This window comes from Stutzerimonas degradans (assembly GCF_024448505.1).
GTDB lineage: Bacteria > Pseudomonadota > Gammaproteobacteria > Pseudomonadales > Pseudomonadaceae > Stutzerimonas > Stutzerimonas degradans.
This window is the reverse complement of record NZ_JAMOHV010000010.1, coordinates 91,223-115,565: the sequence shown is the minus strand read 5'-3', so window position 1 is coordinate 115,565 and position 24,343 is coordinate 91,223. Positions and strand designations below refer to the sequence as shown.

General features: G+C 68.4%; 21 protein-coding genes. 14 read left to right on the top strand and 7 right to left on the bottom strand.

Going from position 1 to position 24,343, the window contains the following annotated elements:
- The first annotated feature begins 6 nt into the window (after window positions 1-6).
- The 7 genes from oadA to NAV27_RS13945 all read left to right on the top strand — a co-directional run bounded on the left by oadA (window position 7) and on the right by NAV27_RS13945 (window position 11,382).
- Window positions 7-1,818: a sodium-extruding oxaloacetate decarboxylase subunit alpha gene (oadA, locus tag NAV27_RS13975; RefSeq protein ID WP_102829159.1), complete on the top strand. Its 1,812-nt coding sequence runs from the start codon at window positions 7-9 to the stop codon at window positions 1,816-1,818.
- Window positions 1,819-1,925: 107 nt separating this feature from the next.
- Entirely contained in the window at window positions 1,926-2,867 is a 942-nt protein-coding gene (locus tag NAV27_RS13970) for a sodium-dependent bicarbonate transport family permease (protein WP_008568595.1), read from the top strand.
- A gap of 1 nt (window position 2,868) precedes the next feature.
- Window positions 2,869-3,171 (top strand): P-II family nitrogen regulator, encoded by a 303-nt coding sequence (locus tag NAV27_RS13965; protein ID WP_102829158.1) that lies wholly within the window; start codon window positions 2,869-2,871, stop codon window positions 3,169-3,171.
- A 31-nt stretch (window positions 3,172-3,202) separates the two neighbouring features.
- A complete protein-coding gene (locus NAV27_RS13960; RefSeq protein ID WP_102829157.1) occupies window positions 3,203-3,901 on the top strand; it encodes a carbonic anhydrase in 699 nt (232 codons plus the stop codon).
- A gap of 165 nt (window positions 3,902-4,066) precedes the next feature.
- Window positions 4,067-6,766, top strand: a complete 2,700-nt coding sequence (locus NAV27_RS13955; protein WP_102829156.1) for an AMP-binding protein — start codon at window positions 4,067-4,069, stop codon at window positions 6,764-6,766.
- 82 nt (window positions 6,767-6,848) lie between these two features.
- A complete protein-coding gene (locus NAV27_RS13950) occupies window positions 6,849-8,756 on the top strand; it encodes a bifunctional sugar phosphate isomerase/epimerase/4-hydroxyphenylpyruvate dioxygenase family protein (RefSeq protein WP_102829193.1) in 1,908 nt (635 codons plus the stop codon).
- A gap of 127 nt (window positions 8,757-8,883) precedes the next feature.
- Entirely contained in the window at window positions 8,884-11,382 is a 2,499-nt protein-coding gene (locus NAV27_RS13945; protein ID WP_102829155.1) for a sensor histidine kinase, read from the top strand.
- Between the two features lie 13 nt (window positions 11,383-11,395).
- On the opposite strand, the gene NAV27_RS13940 is transcribed toward NAV27_RS13945, so the two are convergent.
- Both NAV27_RS13940 and NAV27_RS13935 read right to left on the bottom strand, forming a co-directional pair.
- Window positions 11,396-12,388, bottom strand: a complete 993-nt coding sequence (locus NAV27_RS13940; RefSeq protein WP_102829154.1) for an asparaginase — start codon at window positions 12,386-12,388, stop codon at window positions 11,396-11,398.
- A 62-nt stretch (window positions 12,389-12,450) separates the two neighbouring features.
- Window positions 12,451-13,884 carry an alanine/glycine:cation symporter family protein gene (locus tag NAV27_RS13935; protein WP_102829153.1) on the bottom strand — a complete coding sequence of 478 codons (1,434 nt, stop codon included), beginning with the start codon at window positions 13,882-13,884 and terminating at the stop codon, window positions 12,451-12,453.
- A 151-nt stretch (window positions 13,885-14,035) separates the two neighbouring features.
- On the opposite strand from NAV27_RS13935, the gene NAV27_RS13930 reads away from it, so the two are divergent.
- A complete protein-coding gene (locus NAV27_RS13930) occupies window positions 14,036-14,860 on the top strand; it encodes a helix-turn-helix domain-containing protein (protein ID WP_077682821.1) in 825 nt (274 codons plus the stop codon).
- A gap of 81 nt (window positions 14,861-14,941) precedes the next feature.
- Here NAV27_RS13930 and NAV27_RS13925 read toward each other — a convergent pair whose 3' ends face one another.
- Window positions 14,942-16,366: an aspartate ammonia-lyase gene (locus NAV27_RS13925; protein WP_008568585.1), complete on the bottom strand. Its 1,425-nt coding sequence runs from the start codon at window positions 16,364-16,366 to the stop codon at window positions 14,942-14,944.
- Window positions 16,367-16,545: 179 nt separating this feature from the next.
- Here NAV27_RS13925 and NAV27_RS13920 point away from each other — a divergent pair, with 179 nt between their 5' ends.
- Window positions 16,546-17,469 carry a LysR substrate-binding domain-containing protein gene (locus NAV27_RS13920; RefSeq protein ID WP_102829152.1) on the top strand — a complete coding sequence of 308 codons (924 nt, stop codon included), beginning with the start codon at window positions 16,546-16,548 and terminating at the stop codon, window positions 17,467-17,469.
- 29 nt (window positions 17,470-17,498) lie between these two features.
- Here NAV27_RS13920 and NAV27_RS13915 read toward each other — a convergent pair whose 3' ends face one another.
- Window positions 17,499-18,884 carry a hypothetical protein gene (locus NAV27_RS13915; RefSeq protein ID WP_102829151.1) on the bottom strand — a complete coding sequence of 462 codons (1,386 nt, stop codon included), beginning with the start codon at window positions 18,882-18,884 and terminating at the stop codon, window positions 17,499-17,501.
- A 253-nt stretch (window positions 18,885-19,137) separates the two neighbouring features.
- On the opposite strand from NAV27_RS13915, the gene purE reads away from it, so the two are divergent.
- The 5 genes from purE (at window position 19,138) to NAV27_RS13890 (ending at window position 22,373) form a co-directional block, all read left to right on the top strand.
- Complete coding sequence (gene purE / locus NAV27_RS13910) at window positions 19,138-19,626, top strand: 5-(carboxyamino)imidazole ribonucleotide mutase (RefSeq protein WP_102829150.1); 489 nt, start codon at window positions 19,138-19,140, stop codon at window positions 19,624-19,626.
- Between the two features lie 60 nt (window positions 19,627-19,686).
- Window positions 19,687-20,772, top strand: a complete 1,086-nt coding sequence (locus tag NAV27_RS13905; RefSeq protein ID WP_102829149.1) for a 5-(carboxyamino)imidazole ribonucleotide synthase — start codon at window positions 19,687-19,689, stop codon at window positions 20,770-20,772.
- Between the two features lie 82 nt (window positions 20,773-20,854).
- Window positions 20,855-21,106, top strand: a complete 252-nt coding sequence (locus tag NAV27_RS13900) for a GlsB/YeaQ/YmgE family stress response membrane protein (RefSeq protein WP_102829148.1) — start codon at window positions 20,855-20,857, stop codon at window positions 21,104-21,106.
- Between the two features lie 49 nt (window positions 21,107-21,155).
- The gene (locus NAV27_RS13895) at window positions 21,156-21,686 is read left to right on the top strand and encodes a DUF3299 domain-containing protein (RefSeq protein WP_102829147.1); all 531 of its coding nucleotides are present in this window, start codon (window positions 21,156-21,158) and stop codon (window positions 21,684-21,686) included.
- The gene (locus NAV27_RS13890; protein WP_102829146.1) at window positions 21,687-22,373 is read left to right on the top strand and encodes a uracil-DNA glycosylase family protein; all 687 of its coding nucleotides are present in this window, start codon (window positions 21,687-21,689) and stop codon (window positions 22,371-22,373) included.
- Between the two features lie 3 nt (window positions 22,374-22,376).
- On the opposite strand, the gene NAV27_RS13885 is transcribed toward NAV27_RS13890, so the two are convergent.
- From NAV27_RS13885 to NAV27_RS13875, 3 genes are read right to left on the bottom strand one after another with little or no spacing between them, the layout of a single operon-like run.
- Window positions 22,377-23,384, bottom strand: coding sequence for a zinc-dependent alcohol dehydrogenase family protein (locus NAV27_RS13885; protein WP_102829145.1), 1,008 nt, complete (start codon window positions 23,382-23,384; stop codon window positions 22,377-22,379).
- A gap of 29 nt (window positions 23,385-23,413) precedes the next feature.
- A complete protein-coding gene (locus tag NAV27_RS13880; protein ID WP_102829144.1) occupies window positions 23,414-23,941 on the bottom strand; it encodes a cytochrome b/b6 domain-containing protein in 528 nt (175 codons plus the stop codon).
- Window position 23,942: 1 nt separating this feature from the next.
- Window positions 23,943-24,209 carry a PepSY domain-containing protein gene (locus tag NAV27_RS13875; RefSeq protein WP_102829143.1) on the bottom strand — a complete coding sequence of 89 codons (267 nt, stop codon included), beginning with the start codon at window positions 24,207-24,209 and terminating at the stop codon, window positions 23,943-23,945.
- Window positions 24,210-24,343 lie beyond the last annotated feature (134 nt).

The following is a 24,343-nucleotide window of genomic DNA, read 5'->3' as shown; positions in this document are numbered from 1 at the left end:
CGACCCATGACTGCTCAGAAGAAAATCAGCGTTACCGACACCATCCTGCGTGACGCCCACCAGTCGCTGCTGGCGACCCGCATGCGCACCGAAGACATGCTGCCGATCTGCGACAAGCTCGACCGCGTCGGCTACTGGTCGCTGGAAGTCTGGGGCGGCGCCACCTTCGACGCCTGCGTGCGCTTCCTCAAGGAAGACCCGTGGCAGCGCCTGCGCCAGCTCAAGGCCGCACTGCCCAACACCCGCCTGCAGATGCTGCTGCGCGGGCAGAACCTGCTCGGCTACCGCCACTACAGCGACGACGTGGTCGAGGCCTTCGTCGCCAAGGCCGCGGAGAACGGCATCGACGTGTTCCGCATCTTCGACGCGATGAACGACGTACGTAACCTGGAAACCGCCATCCGCGCGGTGAAGAAGGCCGGCAAGCACGCCCAGGGCACCATCGCCTACACCACCAGCCCGGTGCACACCATCGACGCCTTCGTCGAGCAGGCGCGGAAGATGGCGGCGATGGGCATCGACTCGATCGCCATCAAGGACATGGCCGGCCTGCTCACGCCGTACGCCACCGGCGCACTGGTCAAGGCGCTGAAGGAGGCGCTGCCGCAGCTGGACGTGGTGGTGCACTCGCACGACACCGCCGGCGTGGCCAGCATGTGTCAGCTCAAGGCCGTGGAAAACGGTGCCGACCGCATCGACACCGCCATCTCGTCGATGGCCTGGGGCACCAGCCATCCGGGCACCGAGTCGATGGTCGCCGCGCTGCGTGACACGCCGTACGACACCGGCCTCGATCTGGAACTGCTGCAGGAGATCGGCCTGTACTTCTACGCGGTGCGCAAGAAGTACCACCAGTTCGAGAGCGAATTCACCGGCGTCGACACCCGCGTGCAGGTAAACCAGGTGCCCGGCGGGATGATTTCCAACCTCGCCAACCAGCTCAAGGAGCAGGGCGCGCTGCACCGCATGGACGAAGTGCTGGCGGAGATTCCCAAGGTGCGCCAGGACCTCGGCTTCCCGCCGCTGGTCACCCCGACCTCGCAGATCGTCGGCACCCAGGCGTTCTTCAACGTGCTCGCCGGCGAACGCTACAAGACCATCACCAACGAGGTGAAGCTCTACCTGCAGGGCCGCTACGGTCAGGCCCCGGCACCGGTGTGCGAGCGCCTGCGCTTCATGGCCATCGGCAGCGAGGAAGTCATCGAATGCCGTCCGGCCGATCTGATCGCGCCGGAGCTGGACAAGCTGCGCAAGGAAGTCGGCGCGCTGGCCAAGAGCGAAGAGGACGTGCTGACCTACGCCATGTTCCCGGACATCGGCCGCAAGTTCCTCGAAGAGCGCGAAGCCGGCACCCTGCAGCCCGAAGCGCTGCTGCCGATCCCGGGCACCACCACCAGCGTCGCCCAGGAAGGCGTGCCGACCGAGTTCGTCATCGACGTGCACGGTGAAACCTACCGCGTCGACATCACCGGCGTCGGCGTCAAGGCCGAAGGCAAGCGCCACTTCTATCTGTCCATCGACGGCATGCCGGAAGAAGTGGTGTTCGAGGCGCTCAACGAGTTCGTCGGCGGTGGCAGCAGCGGACGCAAGCAGGCCAGCGCGCCGGGCGACGTCAGCACGACCATGCCGGGCAACGTGGTCGACGTGCTGGTCAAGGTCGGCGATACGGTCAAGGCCGGCCAGCCGGTACTGGTCAGTGAGGCGATGAAGATGGAAACCGAAATCCAGGCGCCGATCGCCGGCACCGTGAAGGCGGTACACGTCGGGAAAGGTGACCGCGTCAACCCGGGCGAAGTCTTGATTGAAATCGAGGCCTGATAGCGCGTGTCGTAACGAATCAGGGAGCCCGCGCGGCTCCCTTTTTTTCAGCCGCGGATGTCGACCAGGGACGGGCTCGGATTCCAATCCTCTGCCAGGAGAAACAAATGGGTATCGACCCCGTCGTATTGTTCTTCGTCTTCGGCCTGTGCGCCGGGCTGCTCAAGAGCGAACTGAAGCTGCCGCCGGCGCTGTACGACACGCTGTCCATCGTGCTGCTGTTGGCCATCGGCTTGCACGGCGGCGTCGAGCTGGCCGAGCAGGCCAGTGCCGCGCTGCTTGGCCAGTCGCTGCTGGTGCTGGCGTTGGGCATGCTGCTGCCGGTGCTGGCGTTCGGTCTGTTGCGCGGCCTGCGCTTCGACCGCATCAACGCCGCAGCGGTCGCCGCGCACTACGGCTCGGTCAGTGCTGGTACCTTCGCCGTGGTGGTGGCCTATCTGGCGGCGCGCCAGGTGGCGTTCGAGAGCTACATGCCGCTGTTCGTGGCGATCCTCGAGATTCCGGCGATCCTGGTCGGCATCCTGCTGGCCAAGGGCGTGTCGCGCGATACCCACTGGAAGGCGCTGGGCCGCGAGATCTTCCTCGGCAAGAGCATCATGTTGCTGCTGGGCGGTCTGCTGATCGGCGCGATCGCCGGCAAGGAGGCGATCAAGCCGCTGGAGCCGCTGTACACCAGCATGTTCAAGCCCGTGCTGGCGTTCTTCCTGCTGGAGATGGGGCTGATCGCTTCCGGCCAGCTCGCTTCGCTGAAACGCTACGGCATCAAGCTCGCCGCCTTTGCGCTGGTGATGCCGCTGCTCGGTGCGCTGGTCGGCGCGTTGCTGGCGCGCTTCATGGGCCTGTCGCTGGGCGGCACGGCGATGCTCGCCACGCTGTCGGCCAGTGCCTCGTACATCGCGGTGCCGGCGGCGATGCGTCTGGCGGTGCCGGAGGCCAATCCGTCGCTGTCGCTGACCGCCTCGCTGGGCATCACCTTTCCCTTCAACATCCTGATCGGCATCCCGCTCTATCTGGCGCTGGCCGAGCGATTGATCGCCTGGGGACTCTGAGATGAACGCACATACCCGCACCCTGCTCACGGTGATCTGCGAAGCGGCGCTGGAGCACAAGCTGGAAGCCGACCTGCAGGCACTCGGCGCACCGGGCTGGACCCTGTCCGACGCCCGCGGCAGCGGCAGCCGTGGCGTACGCAGCGCCGAGTGGAACACCGACGGCAACATCCGTCTGGAAGTGATCTGCAGCCGCGAGGTCGCCGAGCGCATCGCCGAACACCTGCAGGCCCGTTACTACGAACACTTCGCGATGGTCTGCTACCTCGCCGAAGTACAAGTGCTGCGTCCGGAGAAATTCTGAGGCGCGCCAATACACCTTGCGAGAGTCGAACATGAGCAATCCACAACGCAACGAAAGTGCCCAGGAGGCGCTCGATCACATCATCGGTGGGGTCAAACGCTTCCGTGAGGAGATCTACCCCCAGCAGCGCGAGCTGTTCGAGAAGCTCGCTTTCGAGCAGCAGCCGCGGGCGATGTTCATCACCTGCGCCGACTCGCGGATCATTCCCGAGCTGATCACCCAGAGCTCGCCGGGCGACCTGTTCGTCACCCGCAACGTCGGCAACGTGGTGCCGCCCTATGGGCAGATGCTCGGCGGCGTCTCCACCGCGATCGAGTTCGCCGTGGTGGCGCTCGGCGTGCAGCACATCATCATCTGCGGCCATTCGGACTGCGGCGCGATGAAGGCGGTGCTCGACCCGGCGTCGCTGCAGCGCATGCCCACGGTCAAGGCCTGGCTGAGCCACGCCGAGGTTGCCCGGCACGTGGTGGAGGAAAACTGCGGCTGTGCCAACGAGCACACCCTGGGCATCCTCACTGAGGAAAACGTCGTCGCCCAGCTCGACCACCTGCGCACCCACCCCTCGGTCGCCGCGCGCCTGGCCAGCGGCCAGCTGTTCATCCACGGCTGGGTTTACAACATCGGCACCAGCGAGATCCGCGCCTACGACGCGCAGACGGGCGAGTTCCGCCTGATCGGCGACGGCCCGCTGCCGATGGCTACGCCGCGGGCGCGCTACCTGGCGGAGTGAGCCCGATCCGATCGAGAAATTTGCTGGGAAAGCGCAGCGGTTAGCGCGTTTTTCATTGCAGTTGCCGATAACACGGCGCAGTTCAGGCAACTTTTTCGACGCACGCTGTCTTAGAGGCCAGTGAGGAAAGCGGCTCCGGTCGCCCCTCGGCCAAGGACAGACAGCGTGACACACTCCCTCGAATCGACCGGGTCCGTGCTGGACCCGGCAGCGCCCGTGCGCGACTCGGCCGCCACGGCGCCGACGCTCTATCGTGCACTGGCACGTCTGGCCGCTGCCGCTCCGCGGCGGCCGGCACTGCTCGCCACGCGCTTCGCCCCGCTGGATCGCGGCGCCCTGTGCGATCAGCTCGACGGCATCCGCCATCAGCTGCGCCGGGCCGGCCTCGGTCGCGAGGCGAAGATCGGCGTGATGATCCCCGACGCCGCTCAGGCCGCCGTCGGCATCCTCGGCGTCGCCTGTTCGGCGGTCGCCGTGCCGCTCGATCCGCGCCTCGGGCCGGCCGAACTGGACCAGTTCCTCGAACAGCTGCCGCTCGATGCGCTGCTGATCATCGACGGCGGCCCCGATGCCGGCTATCGCGCCGCGCACCGGCACGACCTGCCGCTGATCATCGCCGAGCCCGCCGAAGACGGCAGCGCCGGCCTGCTGCTGCGCGTCACGGCGGCGGCGGTTCCAGCGCCCGATGCCGAGCCGGAAGCGGACGCGCCGGCATTCATCCTGCGCAGCTCCGGCACCACCGCGCGGCCCAAACTGATCCCGTTCAGCCATCGCAACATGCTCGCCGCCGCGCAGAACTGGCAGCGCTGGTTCCGCCTGAATGCCGAAGACCGCTGCCTGTGCGTCTCGGCGCCGTACTACTCGCACGGGCTCAAGGTGACCATCCTCACCCCGCTGCTCGGTGGCGGCAGCGTGGCGTTCCCGCTCAGCCCGGCGACCGTGGACCTGCACGAGTGGTTCGAGACGCTTCAGCCGAGCTGGTATTCCGCCGGCCCGGCGCTGCACCGCGCGGTGCTCGAAGCCACCCACAGCCGCCCCGAGGCGTTCGCCCGGCATCGCCTGCGCTTCGCCTCTTCGGGCGGGGCGCCGTTGCAGCAGGAGATCGTCGACGGCCTGCAGGCAGTGCTGGGCATGCCGCTGCTCGAACACTACGGTTCCAGCGAGGCCGCGCAGATCGCGGTGAACACGCCGTTTCCCGGCGAGCACAAGGCCGGCACGGTCGGCCGGCCGCTGCCGGGCAGCGTGCGCATCGTCGACGACGCCGGCGCGCCGGTCGCCGCCGGCGAGCGCGGCGAGGTGCTGCTCCGCGGGCCGACGCTGATGGCCGGCTATCTCGGCGATCCGGCGCTGAACCAGGCGGCCTTTCACGATGGCTGGTTCCACACCGGCGATCTCGGCAGCTTCGACGCCGACGGCTTTCTGCGCCTGCACGGCCGCCTGCGCGAGGTGATCAACCGCGGCGGCGAGAAGGTCAGCCTGCAGGAAGTCGACGATGCACTACTGCGCCACCCGGCGGTGGCCGAGGCCGCGGCGTTCGCCGTGCCGCATCCGCGTCTCGGCGAGGACGTCGCCGCCGCGGTGGTGCTGCGGCCGGGCATGCAGGTGGAGGCGGAGGCGCTGCGCGAGTTTCTGCGTGGCGAACTGGTGTACTTCAAGGTGCCGCGGCGCATCCAGCTGCTCGACGAGCTGCCGCGCGGGTTGACCGGCAAGGTGCTGCGCCACCGCCTGAGCGATGCGCTGCTGGCGATGCGTGCCGCCCAGGCGCGCGCCGGGACCACCACTGCGGATGCGCTGCTGACGCCGTTGGAGCGCGATGTGCTGGGCGTCTGGCGGCGCCTGCTGAAGACCGATGCGGTCGGCCCGGACGACAACTTCTTCGACTGCGGCGGCGATTCGCTGCTCGCCACCGAGATGCTCGCCGAACTTGAACAGCTGCTCGGGCGCATGATTCCCGAGACGGTGCTGGTCGAGGAGAGCGCGCGCAAGCTCGCCGCGCGCCTGCAGGACCTTGCCGGGCAGGTGATCCCGGTGATCGAGTTCAACCAGGACCCGCAGCGCACACCGCTGTTCTGGTTCCACGGCGACTTCGCCCAGGGCGGCTACTACATCCGCCGTCTGGCCAAGCTGCTCGGTTCGCGGCAACCGCTGATCGCCATCGCCCCGCATGGCCTGGACAACGAGCCGATCCCGGCGTCGGTCGAGCAGATGGCGCGCGCGCGGCTGCCGCTGATCCTCGAACGGCAGACGCGCGGTCCGTACCGCATCGGCGGCTACTGCAACGGCGCGTTGGTGGCGTTCGAAACCGCGCGCCTGCTGATCGAGGCCGGCGAAGAGGTGGAGATCGTCGCGCTGATCGACCCGCCGACGGCCAACGTGCGGCCCTGGTCGCGCGTCATCCTGCGCAGCGCCGACGCGTTGCTGTCGGAAACGCTGCTGGCGCGCACCTACGAGGCGCTGAGCCGCTTCGGCGAGACCAGCAAATGGCCCTATCCCAAGCGCATCGCCAACCTGCTGCACAAGCTCGGCGGGCGCCTGCTGCGCCGCGCCAGCGCGGAGGCCGCGCCGACGGCGCGCGACCTGGAGGTGCGCGAGCGCTTCCAGCGTTACTCGCTGGCGATGGCGCGCTACCTGCCCGGGCGGCTGGCGGCGCCGGTGGTGTACTTCTCTGCCGATTACACCAGCCACGCGTGGCGCAACATGGGCATCCGCTTCGAGAGTTACGACGTACTGGGCGGCCATCACCGCTGCGTGAAGGACTACACCGCCTCGATCGCCACGCCGCTGCGCGCCCTGCTGGAGCAGGCCGAGCCCGGCCCGCTGGTTTCCCTTACCGAGTCCCCCGACCATGATCGTACCGTGCACTGAGTCGGCCATCGTGCCGCTGGCCGCCAATCTGGCGGCGTTTCCGCGCGTGAACGGCGCCCAGCCGGTCGCTGCGCCTGTCCGGATGCGTCCCGGCGAGCGCGGCTGGCGCTGGCCGCGGGCGATCTCCACGGTTTCGCTGAGCGGCAGCCTGCCGGACAAGCTGCGCGCCATCGCCGCGGCCGGCTTCGACGCCGTCGAGCTGTTCGAGACCGATCTGCTGCATCACCCGGGCAGCCCGGCCGAAGTGCGGCGGCTGTGCGAGGAGCTGGGCATTGGCATCGCGCTGTTCGAGCCGTTCCGCGACTTCGAGGGCTGCCCGCGCGAGCTCGTGCAGCGCAACCTTGACCGTGCCGAGCGCAAGTTCGACGTGATGCAGGAACTGGGCACCGAACTGCTGCTGGTCTGCAGCAACACCCAGGCCGAGGCGCTGGACGAGCCGGAAATCCTCGCCGCCGACCTCGCGCGGCTGGCCGAGCGCGCGCAGGCACGCGGCCTGCGCATCGGCTACGAGGCGCTCGCCTGGGGCCGCCATGTGCAGACCTGGGGCCAGGCCTGGGAACTGGTGGCGCGGGCCGACCACCCGGCGCTCGGCATCGTCCTCGACAGTTTCCACACCCTGGCGCTGCGTGACGATCCGGCCGGCATCGCCGCGCTGCCCGCCGAGAAGATCTTCTTCGTGCAGCTGGCCGATGCGCCGCTGCTTGCGCTCGACGTGCTGCCGTGGAGCCGCCACCACCGCTGCTTCCCCGGGCAGGGCGCGTTCGATCTGGCCGGCTTTCTCGCGCCGGTGCTGCGCAGCGGCTATCGCGGACCGCTGTCGCTGGAAATCTTCAACGACGGCCTGCGTGCCGCGCCCGCGCTGGCCAGTGCCGCCGACGGCCTGCGCGCGCTGCTCTATCTGGAGGAGCAGACCCGCCAGCGCCTGGAGCAGCAGGGCGCGACGCCGCGCGGCAACCTGTTCGCCGCACCGCCGGCCGCCAGCCATGCGGGGCTGGATTTCCTCGAATTCGCCGTCGACGCTGCGCAGGCCGAACGCCTCGGCGGCTGGCTCGAACGCCTGGGTTTCGCCCGTGTCGGCGAGCACCGTTCCAAGGCGGTGTGGCTGTATCGCCAGGGCGAGGCGAACATCGTGCTCAATGCCCAGCCGCAGTCGTTCGCCGCGGATTTCTTTGCCGCGCACGGCACCTCGCTCTGCGCGATGGCGCTGCGGGTGGAGCGCGAGGCGCCGGCGCTGGAGCGCGCCTGTGCCTTCCGCGCCCAGCCCTATTGCGGCCTGGTCGGCCCCGATGAACGGGAAATTCCGGCCGTGCGCGCGCCGGACGGCAGCCTGATCTATCTGGTCGAGCCGGGTGCGCCGGGGCACAGCGTCTATGACACCGATTTCCGCATCGACCCGCAGGCGCAGCCGAGCGGCGGCCTGCGCGGCATCGATCAGCTGGCCAGCGCGCTGCCGGCCGAACGGCTGGCCAGCTGGCTGCTGTTCTACCGCAGCCTGTTCGATTTCGAGGTGGCCGACGAGGCGGTGGTGTTCGACCCCCGCGGGCTGATCCGCAGCCGCGCCGTGCACAGCCGCTGCGGCCGGGTACGCCTGCCGCTGGAGATTTCGCCGGACCACGACACGGCGGTCGCCCACACGCTGGCGCGCTACCGTGGCGCCGGGCTGCAGCGCATCGCCTTTACCTGCGACGACCTGCTCGCCGAGGTGGAGCGCCTCCAGCAGGCCGGCGTGGCGCTGCTGGACATCCCGCAGAACTACTACGATGACCTCGCCGCGCGCTTCGCGCTCGACGACGCCACCTTGCAGCGCTTGGCCCGCGGCAATGTGCTGTACGACCGCGATGCGCAGGGCGGCGAGCTGCTGCAGGTGTGTACCGCGCCGTTCGAGGGGCGCTTCTGCGTCGAGATCCTGCAGCGGCGCAACGGCTACGCCGGCCACGGCGAGGCCAACGCGGCGGTGCGTCTGGCGGCACTGGCGCGCCAGCGCGGCTAACGCTGGATAAGCGCCAGCGCACGGCCGGCTCTACGCCTATCGGCGAAACTGGGTTTTACCGGACGCGGTGATATGATCCCGCCGCTTTCGCCCATCAGCCGTTTGCGCGCCGTGCGCTGGAGCTCCCGTGCCGTCGAGAAGCCCGATCGGTCTGCGCCAATGGATCTGGCGCGCCTTCGTTCAGAGTGCCCTGATTCCGCTGGTGCTGGTGGAGGCGGTGCTCATCGCAGTCTATCTGCTGACCAACAATGCCATCCGCGATGCGCATATCGACTACCTGCGCCAGACCGCCCTGACCGACCTGCAGGCCTCGGTCGGCCTGGAGGCGCGCATCATCGATGCGCAGCTGGGGCAGGTCACCGCGGCCACCGAGCTGTTTCGCAGCCTGACCGGCCGCGCGCTGCTTGACCAGCCGTCGGCGTGTGCCTGCCCGCCGGCGCTGGCGCTGAACGCCGCCGGAGTGCGCTACAGCCCGCGTGACGAGGGCGGCGCGGCGGCGTTTTATTCCGGCTCCACGCCGCCGGCGCGCCAGGACCTGGACAAGGTCAATCGCCTGCGCAGCCTCGATCCGCTGATGATGGAACTCAAGGCGCGTTTTCCGCTGATCGCCAGCCTGTATTTCAACAGCTGGGACAGCTACAACCACATCTACCCCTGGTTCTCCACGCCGGACCAGTACCCGAATGACATGGTCATTCCCGACTACAACTTCTATTACCTCGCCGACGCCGAGCACAATCCCAAGCGCGGGGTGGTGTGGACCGACGTCTACCTCGACCCCGCCGGCCACGGCTGGATGATGTCGGCCATCGCGCCGGTCTATCGCGGCGATTTCCTCGAAGGCGTCAGCGGCATCGACATCACCGTCAGCGGCATCCTGCAGCAGATCGCCCAGCTGCATGTGCCGTGGGACGGCTACGCGATGCTGGTCAGCCGCGACCTGGGCATCATGGCGCTGCCCGGCCCGGGCGAGCGCGACTTCGGCCTCGCCGAACTGACCGAGCACTCCTATGAGGAGGCGGTGCGCCGCGAGATCTTCAAGCCCGAGGACTTCAAGCTGCAGCAGCGCGCCGAGACGCGCGAACTGGCCGCCGCCATCGAAGGTCAGCCGGTCGGTGTGCGTCGCCTGGTGCTCGGCGGCCGGCCGCAGCTGGTGGCCTGGACGACCATCGACCAGACCGGCTGGCACCTGCTGGCGGTGGTCGACGAGGCGCAGATGTTCGCCCAGACCAACGCCCTGGCCAGCCGTTACCAGCAGATCGGCTACCTGCTGATCGCCGGGCTGCTGTTGTTCTACCTCGGCTTCTTCGCCTTCATGTGGCGGCGCGCGCGGCGCCTCAGCGATTCGCTGCGCGCGCCGATTGCCGGCGTCTCGCAGATGCTCGACGAGATCGGCCAGGGGCGCTGGCAGCCGGCGCCGGTGACCTCGAGCATCCGCGAGCTGGACGACATGGCCCGGCACACGCTGTCGATCGGCAGTCAGCTGCAGTCCAGCGAGACGCGGCGCTGGCAGACCCAGCGCCGACTGGAGCTGGTGCTGGAAAGCGCTACCGAGAGCCTCTGGGAATTCGACCTGCAGAGCGGTCTGTTGCAGCTGCGCGGACGCCTGCCCGGGCGCTTCGGCCTGCCTGCTGGCCAGCTGACCGGCGAGCAGTTCCGCCAGCGCATCCACCCCGAGGACCTGCCGCGGGCGCTGGCCCAGCTGAAACTGGTCCGGGACGGGGTGACGCAGCGCTACGACGTCGAATACCGCTTCGCCGACGCGCTCGGCCAGTATCACTGGCTGCTCAGTCGCGGCCGGGTGCTGGAGCACGATGCGCAGACCGGGCTGCCGTGGGTGCTGGCCGGTACGCACGTCGATATCGATGCGCTCAAGCAGGCGGACGCCGAGCTGCGCGCCGCGACGGCGCAGGCGCAGGCTGCCAACGAGGCGAAGACGCGCCTGCTGTCGGGTATCAGCCACGAGCTGCGCACGCCGCTCAACGCCATCCTCGGCTTCGCCCAGCTGATGCGCATGGACTGCAACGACGAGAGCCAGTCCGAGGCCGCCGAGTACCTCGACGAAATCCTCCTGGCCAGCCGCCATCTGAACCAGATGCTCGGCGACGTGCTGGAGTGGTCCGGCCTGCAGAGCGAACGGCAGACGCTCGAACTGCGGCCGGTGGCGGTCGCCGGGCTGCTGCGCGAATGCGCCGAGCTGGTGTCGCTGGAGGTGCGCCAGCGCAACCTGCGCCTGGAGGTGCAGCTGCCGCCGGACGCGTTGCAGGTCCTGGCTGAGCCGCGGCGGCTGCGCCAGGTGCTGCTCAACCTGCTGTCCAATGCGCTGAAGTACAACGTGCCCGATGGCTGCGTGATGCTGCGCGCGGAGAGCGCCGGCAACCGCGTGCGGTTGATCGTCGAGGACACCGGGCTGGGTATCGACCCGCAGCAGCAGGATCAGGTGTTCGAGCCGTTCCAGCGCCTGGGGCGCGAGAACAGCATGATCCAGGGCACCGGTATCGGCCTGTCGCTGTGCCTGGAATTCGCCCGGCAGATGAACGGGCAGATGGGCCTGCACAGCGAGCCGGGCGTCGGCAGCCGCTTCTGGATCGAGCTGGAGCAGGTGCCGACGCCGGTCGCCGGCTGAGCCGGGCGGCGCGTCAGTCGGCGCGCTCGCCGCACAGGTCGACCGCGAACCAGTGCGCCACTTCGGCGGCCGTCAGCCCGGCGCCGAGCAGGGCGAACAGCTTGCCCAGCGCCGCCTCGCGCGTCATGCCGCCGCCATCGAGCAAGCCGCAGGCGGCCAGACGGCTGCCGGCGGCATACAGGCCGAAATCCACATGGCCCTGTGGGCACTGACTGATCGCCACCAGCACCACGCCGCGCGCATGGGCCTCGGCCAGCGCCGCCAGCAGCTCGGCATCGTCGGACGGTCCGGTGCCGCTGCCGTAGCATTCGAGCACCAGCCCGCGCACGTTGCCGGCGAGCGCGGCGCGCAGTTGCGCCGCCTGGATGCCCGGATACAGCGGCAGCACGGCCAGCTCGACCGGCTGGCGCGGCTGGCGGTAGTCGAGATGCGGCGGGATGCCGCTGCCGCGCGGCTCGTGACGCTGGCGCGGCAGGGTGGCGAACGCATCGAGGCTGGCGGTGCCGAGCTTGCTGGCGCGGGCGCCATGCAGCAGGCGGTCGTGGAAGTACAGCTGGACGCCGGCTACCGCGCCGTCGTGCAGCGCCTGCAGGGCGCCGAACAGGTTGTCCCAGGCGTCACTGCCCGGCACGCCCGCCGGTAGCATGGAACCGGTCAGCAGCACCGGCGCCTCCAGCCCGAGCAGCAGGAAGCTCAGCGCCGCGGCGCTGTAGGCCAGGGTGTCGGTGCCATGCAGCACCAGCACGGCGTCGCAGCCCTCCTGCTCGACGCCCTGGCGGATCGCCGCGGCAATCGCCAGCCAGTGGCGCGGTGTCATGTTGGCGCTGTCGATCGGCGGCAGCAGCTCGCGGAACTGCCAGTCTGGCAGCGCCCGCCCCGGTTGCAGCAGCTGTTGCGCCCGCAGCCGCTCGGCGAAGCCGGAGGCCGGCATCAGTCCGTCGGCGCTCTGCTGCATGCCAATGGTGCCGCCGGTGTACAGCACCAGGGTCTTTCTGGAAGCCGGCATGGGATCTCCTCAAACGAAACAGGGGGCCTAGGAGCCCCCTGTCGGTCGACGCGAGCGGGTGCTCAGTGCTGAACAGCGGCGCTGCCGATGATACGGGCCTCTTCGCCGGTCTTGGTCGGCCAGACGGCAGGATCGAGGTCCAGATCGGCGTAGTCGCGCGGGTCGAGCACCGGCGACTCTACACCGGCCTTGAGCTGGTTGTCGTAATCGCGCATCAGGCGCAGGCCGACCTTGAACAGCAACGCCAGGGTGACCAGGTTGCAGATCGCCAGCAGGCCCATGGTGAGGTCGGCGAAGGCGAACACCGTGCCCAGGTCCTGGATCGAGCCCCACAGCACCAGCGCCACCACCAGCAGGCGGTACAGCTGCACCGGCCAGCGTTTGGCGGTGAAGAAGCCCAGCGCGTTCTCGCCGAGGTAGTAGTTGTAGATCAGCGTGGTGAACACGAACAGCAGCAGCGCGAGGCTGACGAACACTCGACCCCACTCGCCGACCACGGCGGCCACGGCGGTCTGCGTCAGCACCACGCCGGCCTGCTCCATGCCCGGCTGGTAGACGCCCGAGAGCAGGATGATCAGCGCGGTGCAGCTGCAGATCACGATGGTATCGATGAACACGCTGAGCGACTGCACGATGCCCTGCGCCGCCGGGTGCTTGACCTCGGCCACCGCCGCCACGTTCGGCGCGCTGCCCAGGCCGGCCTCGTTGGAGAACAGACCGCGCTTGACGCCCATGATGATCGCCGCGCCGATGCCGCCGGCGAAGGCCGGCTCCAGGCCGAAGGCGCTGCGCACGATCAGGCTGAAGGTCTCGGGAATCTGCCCGGCGTTACTGCCGATCACATAGATCGCCATCGCGATGTAGGACAGCGCCATGACCGGCACCATCACGTCGGCGAAGCTGGCGATGCGGCGGATGCCGCCGAAGATGATCAACCCCATCACCACCATCAGCGCGACGCCGCTGACCAGCGTCGGCACGCCGAAGGTGTCGTGCAGCGAGCTGGCCACGGTGTAGGACTGCACCGCGTTGAAGCCCAGACCGAAGGTCACCAGCAGCAGCAGCGACACCAGGATGCCCAGCCAGCGCTGACGGAGGCCGTGCTCGATGTAGAAGGCCGGGCCGCCGCGATAGCCGCCGTCCGGCTCGCGGCGCTTGTACAGCTGCGCCAGCGAGCACTCGAAGTAGCTGGTGGCCATGCCGACCAGCGCCACCATCCACATCCAGAACACCGCGCCCGGCCCGCCGAGCATGATCGCCACCGAAACCCCGGCGATATTGCCGGCACCGACGCGGCCGGCGACCGAGAGCATCAGCGCCTGGAACGAACTGAGCTGGCCCGGCTGGCGGGTGAACGCCTCGCCGAAGATGCGGAACATGCTGCCGAAATAGCGAAACTGGACGAAACGCGAGGCAATCGTGAAGTACAAGCCAAGGCCGATCAGCATGACGATCAGCAGCTTGCTCCAGATGAGATCGTTGAGAATATCGAGCATGAGGGAAGGTCTCTCTTGTTGTTTTGCGAGTAGACAACGTGCGGGGCGGAAATGATTCGGCCGCGCGCCCTGGCCACGCAATTGCGCAGGTCGCGGCGACCTGACGCGAGTTGATGCTAAACTCGCGTCACCCGCATCAGATGCCGCCGCCATGTACGAACACCTGGGTGACAACCTCAAACTGCTCTGCAGCCACTACCGCTCGATCGCCGAGGTCTGCCGCAAGCTCGGCATCAACCGCGCGCAGTTCAACCGCTACCTCGGCGGCCAGAGCCGTCCGACCGCGCACAACCTCAAACGCATCTGCGATTTCTTCGGCGTCGAGGCCTACGAACTGGGCCTGCCCGGCGAGCAGTTCGCCCAGCTGATCGGCCTGCGCCGCCACGACCAGGAGCGCAGCGGCGCCAACGATCCGCTGCTGGAGCTGTTCCAGCCGCTGCGCGACAACGCCAGCAGCCTGCTGTCGCGCTATTGCGGCTACTACTTCGAGTACGCCAACTGCATGTCGGTGCCGGGGCAGATCCTGCTGTCGCTGGTGCACCTGCGCGAGGACCGCGGCAGCTTCGTCTTCGAGCGTCAGGAACGTCAGGAGCGCTCGCGCGCCGGCCAGGCGCCGGCCGAGGAATGGGTGGTGCGCTGCCGCTACCTCGGCGCGGCGTTCTACCTGCAGGACCGGCTGTTTCTCATCGACTACGAGTCGCTGACCGACAACGAGATGAGCCAGACCATCCTCATCCCCAGCTTCAAGAGCCGCATCGGCCGCCTCAACGGCCTGAAGACCGGCGTCTCCAGCGGCGACCGTCGCACCCCGGCCTGCACCCGCGTGGTGTGGGATTACCTGGGCAGCGAGATCAACCGCGTCAACGCCTACCGCCAGGTGATGCTCTACGCCCCGGACGATCCGCGCATCGACGACGACATCCGCCAACGCCTGGCCGGGGCGCAGATTCGCGATGGGTTGTTCGAGATCGAGTAGCGGAGAGCGGTGCGGTCGTCCTGCGAGAAAAAGGGATGGCCAAAACCATCCCTTTTCTACGGCGCGCGCTGGCAGCGGCGATCACACCGCCAGCGGCACCAGCCGTGGGGCGATCATGTTTTCCGGGCGCAGGATGTCGGCCAGCGTGGCGTCGTCGAGCAGCTGCTCCTCGCGCACCAGCTCCAGCACGCCGCGGCCGCCGAGCAGGGCCTGGCCGGCGATGCGCGTGGCGTTTTCGTAGCCGATGTAGGGGTTGAGTGCGGTGATCAGGCCGATGGAGTTTTCCATCAGCTCGCGGCAGCGCCCTTCATTGGCGGTGATACCGACGATGCAGTGCTCGCGCAGCATGTCGATGGCGCGCTGCAGCAGGCGGATCGAGTCGAACAGCTTGTAGGCGATCAGCGGTTCCATGACGTTGAGCTGCAATTGCCCGGCTTCGGCAGCCATGGTCAGCGCCAGGTCATTGCCGATGACCTCGAAGGCGACCTGGTTGACCGCCTCGGGAATCACCGGGTTGACCTTGCCCGGCATGATCGAGCTGCCCGGCTGGCGCGGCGGCAGGTTGATCTCGTTGATGCCGGTGCGCGGGCCGCTGGAGAGCAGACGCAGGTCGTTGCAGATCTTCGACAGCTTGACCGCGGTGCGCTTGAGCAGGCCGGAGAACAGCACGAACGCGCCCATGTCCGAGGTGGCCTCGATCAGGTCGGCGGCCGGCTGCAGCGGCTGGCCGCTGATCTCGGCTAGGCGCTGCACGGCGATGGCCTGGTAGCGCGGATCGGCGTTGATGCCGGTGCCGATCGCGGTGCCGCCGAGGTTGACCTCCACCAGCAATTGCGGAGCGATGCGGCGCAGGTGTCCGAGGTCTTCGCCGAGGGTGGTGGCGAAGGCGTGGAATTCCTGGCCGAGGGTCATCGGCACCGCGTCCTGCAGCTGGGTGCGGCCCATCTTCAGCACGTGGGCGAACTCCTCGCCCTTGCCGGCGAAGGCCTGGATCAGGCTGTCGAGGCTGGCCAGCAGGGTGTCGTGACCGAGCAGCAGGCCCAGGCGGATGGCGGTCGGGTAGGCGTCGTTGGTCGACTGCGCCATGTTCACGTCGTTGTTCGGGTGCAGGTAGCGGTATTCGCCCTTGGCATGGCCCATGTATTCCAGCGCGAGGTTGGCGATCACCTCGTTGGCGTTCATGTTGGTCGAGGTGCCGGCGCCGCCCTGGATCATGTCGACCACGAACTGCTCGTGGAACTCGCCGCGGATCAGTCGCGCGCACGCCTGGCTGATCGCCTGGTGCTTGGCCTCGCTCAGCTGGCCCAGCTCGCGGTTGGCGTCGGCGGCGGCCTGCTTGACCATCGCCAGTGCGACCACCAGCTTGGGGTAGTGCGACAGCGGCACGCCGGACAGGCGGAAGTTGTTCACCGCGCGCAGGGTCTGGATGCCGTAGTAGGCATCGGCGGGTACTTCCAGTGGGCCGAGCAGGTCTTTTTCGAGGCGAAAGGATGCAGCGCAGGACATGAGAGTTCTCATCCGGTAGGAAAGCGGCTGTGACCGCGATGCCAGCTACCATAAGGCCTGCGGCCGTTCGTCGGCCAATGCCGTTATCCGCTGTCCCATGCCGGATCGGCATAATGCGGCTGTGACGTTCGCTCGCTGGCGAGCGTTATCCTGTCAGCAGACGGCGCTTCGGAGATGGCATGAACATCGAAACCAAATGGCTGGAAGATCTGGTCGCGCTGGCGGCGACGCGCAGCTTCTCGCAGGCTGCCGAGCGGCGTTTCGTCACCCAGCCGGCGTTCAGCCGGCGCATCCGCAGCCTGGAGAGCACGCTCGGGCTGACGCTGGTGAACCGCTCGCGCACGCCGGTGGAGCTGACCGAGGCCGGCCAGCTGTTTCTGATCACCGCGCGCAACATGGTCGAGCAGGTCGGCGAGGTGGTGCGCTACCTGCACAATCTGGAGGGGCAGCGCGGCGAGGTGCTGCGTATCGCCGCCGCGCACTCGTTGGCGCTGGGCTTCTTCCCGGCGTGGCTGGCGCGGCTACGGCGTGACGGCGTGCCGGTCAACAGCCGGCTGGTGGCCACCAACGTCGGCGAGGCGGTGCATTCGCTGCGCGAGGGCGCCTGCGACCTGATCCTCGCCTACCACGATCCGGAAGCGACCCTGCAGATGGACCCCGAGCTTTTTCCCTCGCTGGCGCTGGGGCGCACCGAGATCGTCCCGGTGTGTGCGGTGGACGAAGCCGGTGCGCCGCTGTTCGATCCCGACAGCGGGCAGAGCGTGCCGCTGCTGGCCTACAGCGCCGGCGCCTCGCTGGGTCGTTCGGTGAATGCACTGCTGCGCCAGCGCGGGCTGCGTTCGACCACGGTGTACGAAACGGCCATGGCCGACAGCCTGAAGAGCATGGCGATGCAGAAGCTCGGCCTGGCCTGGGTGCCGCGGCTGAGTGTGACCGCCGAACTGGCGCGCGGCGAACTGGTGATCTGCGGCGGCGAGCATTGGCGCGTGCCGCTGGAAATTCGCCTGTACCGCTGCGCGCTGGTGCGCAAGGCGCCGGTGCGGCTGCTCTGGCGCAAGCTGGAGAGCGGCGCGGGACGCGGGGACGGTGCAGGCGCTGACTGAGCGTTGAAGGCCCGGTGGCAACCGTGCCTTCAGCCCCGACGCCACCAGCGTGAGCGGGCCGCGGCTTCCGGCCAGGGCACCGCCTTGTTCTCGCAGCGCACGATGCCGCCGGCGCTCAGGCGCAGGGTCCAGCGCTGGGCGATCTCGCCTGGCTCGCCGGGTTGCCGGCAGACCAGCAGCAGGTTGTAGTCGTGCTGCTTTTCGATGGCATGCGCCTGGACGACCGGCGGCTGGCCGTCTTCCTCCTGCCATTCGTACAGCTGCTGGTGGCTGGCCTGGATCATCGCGCAGAGCGGCTCGAAATCCAGGGTCAGGCGCTCCTGGATCTGGTTCTGGGTCAGCGCCGCCTTGTCCAGCAGCAGCCGCGAACGGTAGCAGACGATCTGCCGCTCCTCGTTGGTGGCCCACTTGCCGGAATGTTCGCGCACCGCACGCTGAAGCTCGCCCAGCTTGCGGTAGTCGAGCCAGAGCAACTGCTGGGCCATCACCTTCTGCGTATAGGGCATCAGCAGGCGCAGCTTCCAGCGCGGCTTGCCCTTGCGCAGCCAGCGGGTGGCGGTGTCGATCAGGTCGTCGCGCAGCAGGTCGCGAATCGCGTAGATCAGCGCGATGCCCATCAGCAGGGCGAAGGAGAGCTTCTGACTGGCATCGCGCACGTTGAACAGGAAGTAGGTGAACAGCGACATGATCAGCATGGTGGACGCCGCCTTCACCAGCTTGCGGGTGCCGGCGCCCAGTTCGATCAGCTGCTGGCGCAGCACCACCGGGTACTCCAGCAGCCGCTGGTAGAGGCCCATGCGGTTCCACACGCGGGTCGGCGGACCCTTGAAGTCGCCCAGGTAGTCGTGCTCGGCGCGGTAGCGGCGTTCCTGCTGGATGAACTCCAGGGCCGCCCGTTTCAGCTCGTCGTCCAGTGCGTCGTAGCCTTCCAGCGTCATGCTTTCCAGCAGGAACTGCTCGGCCAGCCAGGAAAAGTAGACGTCCAGCTGGCGGAAATAGCGCGATTGCTTGCTCTGCTGCGGCTCGCCCTTGCGCAGGCGCTGGGCGAAGTTCTGGCTCAGGCGCAACGCGCGCGCCAGCTGCTCGGCGGATGCCTTGCCCTGCAGCTGCTGGCGCAGGCGGTCCAGCGACGCCTGATAACGGAAGAACCAGGCGCCGTGCATGATCTCGTAGTGCGGCGAGATCAGCGAGAAGGCGGTGTCCAGCTTGCTGGCGCGGTCCTGGACCGGCAGGCCGAGCAGGCGGAAACGGTGCATCAGCGCGCCGTGGAAGAACTGCTCCTCGCTCAAGGTGTGGCCGGACAAGGTGGTCTCGTGGGGCGTGAACAGGTACAGCTCGACCAGATGCCGGCCCGGCTGGGTCAGGGTTCGGGTCAGTTGCAGGCGAAAATCGCCCTGGCGCTTCAACGAGAACACGGCACCTCCGCTCACAGTACGCGGCGAGCATAGCAAGCCTGAGGCACCTGCCGGCGCTGCGAGAACCGGCGGCCGGCCAAACCCGCGCGGCCTGCGCCGGGCGGACAAGCGCGGGTGCCGGCGCGGCGGGGCTTGCGATATACTGCGCGGCCCTCGGTCGGACTGGTTCCGGCCCTTTTTCCTAACGGCCGCGCTGCCCCCAGCGCGGCCGTTGTTCCTGATGCGCCGGCAGGCGCGAGAAAGAGGCACGACGATGACCGCACTGGTAGGCGTGATCATGGGCTCGAAGTCCGATTGGTCCACCCTCAGCCACACCGCCGAGATGCTGGAAAAGCTGGGCATTCCCCATGAAGTGACGGTGGTTTCCGCCCACCGCACCCCCGATCTGCTCTTCCAGTACGCCGAACAGGCCGAAGCCCGCGGGCTGCGCGTGATCATCGCCGGTGCCGGCGGCGCGGCGCATCTGCCGGGCATGTGCGCGGCCAAGACGCACCTGCCGGTGCTCGGTGTGCCGGTGCAGTCGTCGATGCTCTCGGGTGTCGATTCGCTGCTGTCGATCGTGCAGATGCCGGCGGGCGTGCCGGTCGCTACCCTGGCCATCGGCAAGGCCGGGGCGATCAACGCGGCGCTGCTGTCGGCGAGCATCCTCGGCCACGAGTACCCGGAATATCACGCCGCGCTGAAGAAATTCCGCGACGAGCAGACCCAGAGCGTGCTGGACAACCCCGACCCGCGCGGCTGAGCGGGTTCTACACTTGCCATCGGCGCGCGCGGATGGCCGCCTAACGAAGGGCCGTGAGTTATGAAAATTGGTGTGATCGGTGGCGGCCAGCTGGGCCGCATGCTGGCCTTGGCGGGCACTCCGCTGGGCATGAGCTTCGCCTTCCTCGACCCGGCGCCGGACGCCTGCGCCCAGGCGCTCGGCGAGCACATCCGCGCCGACTACGACGACAAGGAGCATCTGCGCCGGCTGGCCGACGAGGTGGACCTGGTGACGTTCGAGTTCGAGAGCGTGCCGGCCGAGACCGTGGCGTTCCTCTCGCAGTTCGTGCCGGTCTATCCGTCCGCCGAGTCGCTGCGCATCGCCCGCGACCGCTGGTTCGAGAAATCCATGTTCAAGGACCTCGGCATTCCCACGCCGGAGTTTGCCGACATCCAGTCGCAGGCCGATCTCGACGCCGCAGTGGCCGCCATCGGCCTGCCGGCGGTGCTCAAGACGCGCACCCTGGGTTACGACGGCAAGGGCCAGAAGCTGCTGCGCAAGCCCGCCGACGTTGCCGGCGCGTTCGCCGAACTGGGCAGCGTACCGTGCATCCTCGAGGGCTTCGTGCCATTCACCGGCGAAGTCTCGCTGATCGCCGTGCGCGGCCGTGACGGCGAAACCTGCTTCTACCCGCTGGTGCACAACACCCACGAGAGCGGCATCCTGCGGTTGTCGGTGGCCAGCAGCAACCATCCGCTGCAGGCGCTGGCCGAGGACTATGTCGGCCGCGTGCTGGAGAAGCTCGACTACGTCGGCGTGCTGGCCTTCGAGTTCTTCGAGGTGGACGGTGGGCTGAAGGCCAACGAGATCGCCCCGCGCGTGCACAACTCCGGACACTGGACCATCGAAGGCGCCGAGTGTAGCCAGTTCGAGAACCACCTGCGCGCCGTCGCCGGCCTGCCGCTGGGCTCGACCGCCAAGCTGGGCGAGAGCGCCATGCTCAACTTCATCGGCGAAGTGCCGGACGTGGCCAGGGTCATCGCCGTCGAGGACTGCCACCTGCACCACTACGGCAAGGCGTTCAAGGCCGGCCGCAAGGTCGGCCACGCGACGCTGCGTTGCCCCGACCGCGCCACACTGGACCGGCAGATCACCGCCGTGGAGACGCTGATCAACCACGCCTGACGCTCCGGTCGTCCGGCTGCGGCGAACGCAACCGCCGCCGCCCGGGTCCATCGGTTACTACCTACGGACCCGGGAGAACCACATGGGCATCATCGGCACCATCCTCATCGGCCTGATCGTCGGCCTCGTCGCGCGCTTCCTCAAACCGGGCAACGACAGCATGGGCTGGATCATGACTATCCTGCTCGGTATCGGCGGCTCGCTGCTGGCCAGCTACGGCGGCCAGGCGCTGGGCCTGTACCAAGCCGGCGAGGGCGCGGGCTTTATCGGCGCGGTGGTCGGTGCGATCATCCTGCTGGTCATCTACGGCGCGCTGACCCGCCGCAACCACTGATCCGCCGCGGGCCGCCGTGGCGGCCCATCCCGCCACCGAACTGCCCGCCATGCCCCGATTGCTGCTGCCGCTGTTGCTCTGCTGTTCCCTGCTCGCCCACGCTGCCCCGCCGGAACTCGACTGGCTGGAACTGATGCCGCCCGAGGATCGCCAGGCGCTGGAAGACATGCCGGAAATCGACCACGGCGGCAACGAGGACCCGGGCTTCAGTGCCCAGGGCGCGCTCAAGCAGGGTGCCGGACTGCCGGCGGTGATGTATTCGGCCAAGACGGTGCCGGCCCTCGACGGCAAACCGGTGCGCCTCGGCGGCTATCCGGTGCCGCTGGAAAGCGACGAGCAGGGCCGCAGTACGGTGTTCTTCCTGGTGCCCTATCCGGGCGCCTGCATCCACGTGCCGCCACCACCACCGAATCAGATCGTGCTGGTGCGCTACCCGCGTGGCATCCAGCTCGACGACATCTACACGCCGCTGTGGGTCGACGGCCCGCTGAAGATCGAGAAGGTGAGCAACGAACTCGCCGACGCCGCTTACGTCATTCCGGCCGATGCGGTGGAGCCGGTCGACGAAGCGGACTTCTGAGTGCTCGACGCACGACGCCGCGAGGCGTTTCGCCGGCTTGCGGCCGACACCGCGGGCATCGACGTCGAGGTCTACCGCCAGTTAGGCAAGGACCCGCTGGAGCCGATCCTCGGCCTCGGTGAGGCGGCCGCGCCGCTGTGCTTCTTCGGTCGCGATCCGGGCCGTGAGGAGGTGCGTCACGGCGCGCCATTCGTAGGTGCCAGCGGGCAGAGCGTGCGCCGTGCGCTGCATCGCCAGCTGTACGGCACGGAGCCGGCGGACTTCGACGCGGCGCTGGCGGTGGGGCGGGGGTTCTTCTGGCTCGGTACGGTGCCGTACAAACCGCAGGGCAACCGGGCCTGGTCGATGGCGGTCAAGCGGCGCTTCCAGCCGTTGCTGCGCGAGCTGCTGCTGAGCGAATGGCGCGGCCGGCACATCGTCACGTTCGGTCGCGAGGCGTTTCTCTGGTTCGGCATCGACCAGCCGCGCGCGGTGCGTGAACGGCTGGAGGCGTTCTGGCGGCGCGACGACCGCTTCAGCGCGAGCATCGACGTGCGGCTGCACGACGAACACGGCGCGCTGCGGGAATTCGTCCTGCATCCGCTGCCGCATCCCTCGCCGCTCAATCAGCTCTGGTTCAAGCGCTTTCCCGCGCTGCTGCAGGCACGCCTGGCGGCGCTCGCAATCGATGCGCCGACGGCGAGCTGAGGCTCAGATATCCAGGCAGATCTTGCCGAAGTGGCGATTGCTCTCCTGATAGCGGAAGGCGTCGCAGATCTGCTCCAGCGGGAAATGCCGGTCGATCACCGGACGCAGGCCGTTGGCGTCGATGGCGCGGATCATCTCCTGCTGCTGGGTGCGGCTGCCGACCAGCACGCCCTGCAGGCGCAGCTGGCGCACCAGCGCGGTGACCAGCGGCAGCTCGCCGGCCACCCCGGTGAGGATGCCGATCACCGCGATGTGCCCGCCGATGCGGGTGGCGGCCATCGACTGCACCAGCGTCGCTGGGCCACCGACCTCAATGACGTGGTCGACGCCACGGCCATCGGTGAGTTCGAGCACGCGCTGGCCCCACTCCGGGGTGCTGCGGTAGTTGATCAGGTGGTCGGCACCGAGGCCGCGCAGGCGTTCGAGCTTGTCGTCGCTGGAGGAAGTGGCGATTACGCTGGCGCCGGCCAGCTTGGCGAACTGCAGGGCGAAGATCGACACGCCACCGGTGCCCTGTACCAGCACCGTCTCGCCGGGCTTGAGCGCGCCGTCGACCATCAGCGCGCGCCAGGCGGTGAGCCCGGCGGTGGTCAGGGTCGCCGCCTCGGCATGGCTCCAGCCCTTCGGCGCACGGGTGAACGAGGTGACGCGGGCGGTCACCGTCTCGCGCGCGTAGCCGTCGATGCCGTCGCCGGGCACCGTGGCGAAGCCTTCCACCAGTGGCTCGCCGTCCAGCCAGTCGGGGAAGAAGGTGCTGACCACTTGATCGCCGACGGCGAACTCGCTGACCCCGGCACCCACCGCGATCACCTCGCCGGCGCCGTCGGCCATCGGGATGCGCGGCTCGCTTGGGCCCCACATGCCGCTGACCACCGCGAAATCGTGGTAGTTGAGCGAGTTGGCGCGCAGACGCACGGTAATTTCGCCGGCCGCCGGTTCGCGCGCCGGGCAGCTGCCGACGATGACCTTGTCGTAGCCGCCGCCGGGTTGAACGTAGATCGCTTTGCTCATGGTCGCTCCAGAATTACGGATGGTGACCTTCACAGCCGGCGTCGGCGTCCGGTCACCATCGAGAGAAAGAGGTTTTCGCGCAGCCGCAGGCTTTCCACCAGCGCGGCCAGCAGGTGCAGGCCGACCAGTCCGAGCAGCGCGTTGGCGAAAGCATCGTGCACGATCAGAGGGCCGTCCAGCCCCCAGAAGTAGTCGACTTCCTCCATCAGAAAGCCGGTGACGCCCAGGCCGAGCATCAGCAGCATCATCAGGATCATCACCAGCGCGCCGAGCGGCGAATGCCCCAGGCGATGGTAGGGCCGCCCGTGCAGCAGCGCGCCCAGATGTTCCGCCAGCCGCGCGCGGGTGGGCCAGAAGTCGGCCCAGCGCGCCGCCGGCGTGCCGACGAACCCCCACACCAGGCGGATCGCCAGCCAGGCCACGGCGTAGTAGCCCAGCCAGCGATGCCACGCCTCGCCCTCCTCGGTGAAGAAGTAGTTGGCGATGAAGGTGCCGGCCAGCGACCAGTGGAACAGGCGTACCAGCGGGTCCCAGAGCGTGACGCGGTCGGGTTTCATGTCAGTCGTCGATATCGGTCTTGACCGCCTCGCCGCTCACCGGATCGAAATAGATCTCGACCTTCTGCTTGTCCTTGTTCCAGCCGTAGATCTCGTAGCAGTTGCCGTCGGTGACCTTGAACTTCTTGATCTCGTAGCCCTGGGCCTTGAGGTCGGCCTGGAATTTTTCCTGATCCTGCCACTGCGCCTTGTCGGCGCTGGTGCACTCGGGTTCGGCCAGGGCCAGCGGGCTGGCGAGGGCGAGAGAAAGCAGAAGCAGCTTGCGCATGGGGGTGTCCTCTTGCGAAAGAATCGGCAAATGCCCCGGCGAGGCCGTCGAATGGCGCAGGCCGCGGCGCATGGCGGTGTCCGACGCAGGCGCGCGGTACCGTCAGCATTCAGAGCGCGGCGGCGCCGGCATGT